Origin of the sequence: Streptomyces viridiviolaceus (assembly GCF_014650995.1) — a bacterium.
GTDB classification, from domain to species: domain Bacteria; phylum Actinomycetota; class Actinomycetes; order Streptomycetales; family Streptomycetaceae; genus Streptomyces; species Streptomyces viridiviolaceus.
Genome location: NZ_BMWA01000146.1, coordinates 1 through 512, shown reverse-complemented (window position 1 = coordinate 512; position 512 = coordinate 1). Strand labels below are relative to the sequence as shown.

Sequence of the window (512 nt, the reverse complement as noted above, 5' to 3'; positions counted from 1 at the left end):
TAGGGATCCCTTGAGAAGCCAGCGTGATCCTTTCTTCATACACTTTATCTTTAGGGATAAGAATGGTGTCGTCTTTTAAGATTTTATAAGGGATTTGGTTTTGCTGGAGGTGCTGTAAGATTAAAGCGTTATCGCTAGAGTCCAATCTTTCAAATAAAACCCCATAGCCCCCTTGCGCGTAGTCTTTTTCTTTAAAAGGATAGAGCAATAAAAACACAAGCAAAGCGGTGATTAAAACCCCCGCTGCGATTAGGGCGATTTTTTGCTTTTTATTGAGCTTGATGAAAAAATCAACAATCCGTTGCAATAATACCTTTAAATCCAATATTAAAACCTTGATAAAATTTTCATTCTTTTAAGCCGTTCGCTTAGATTTTTTGAAACACGCTCAAATAAATCCCTATGGAAAAACAAGCCCCTAACGCCCCTAAACAAAACCCTCCTAAAACACTGCTAAAAGACACCCCTAAAACAATCAGCGCTAACCCTATTAAAAGAATCAGACCAAACAA

The 512-nt window shown here is 37.5% G+C and carries 1 protein-coding gene; it reads right to left on the bottom strand.

All coding sequences use genetic code 11. The annotated features are described in order from the left end of the window. Window positions 1-325, bottom strand: a 325-nt coding sequence (locus IE260_RS43585) for a hypothetical protein (protein ID WP_506005125.1), incomplete at its 3' end; no start/stop codon positions are given. Window positions 326-512: the final 187 nt, after the last annotated feature.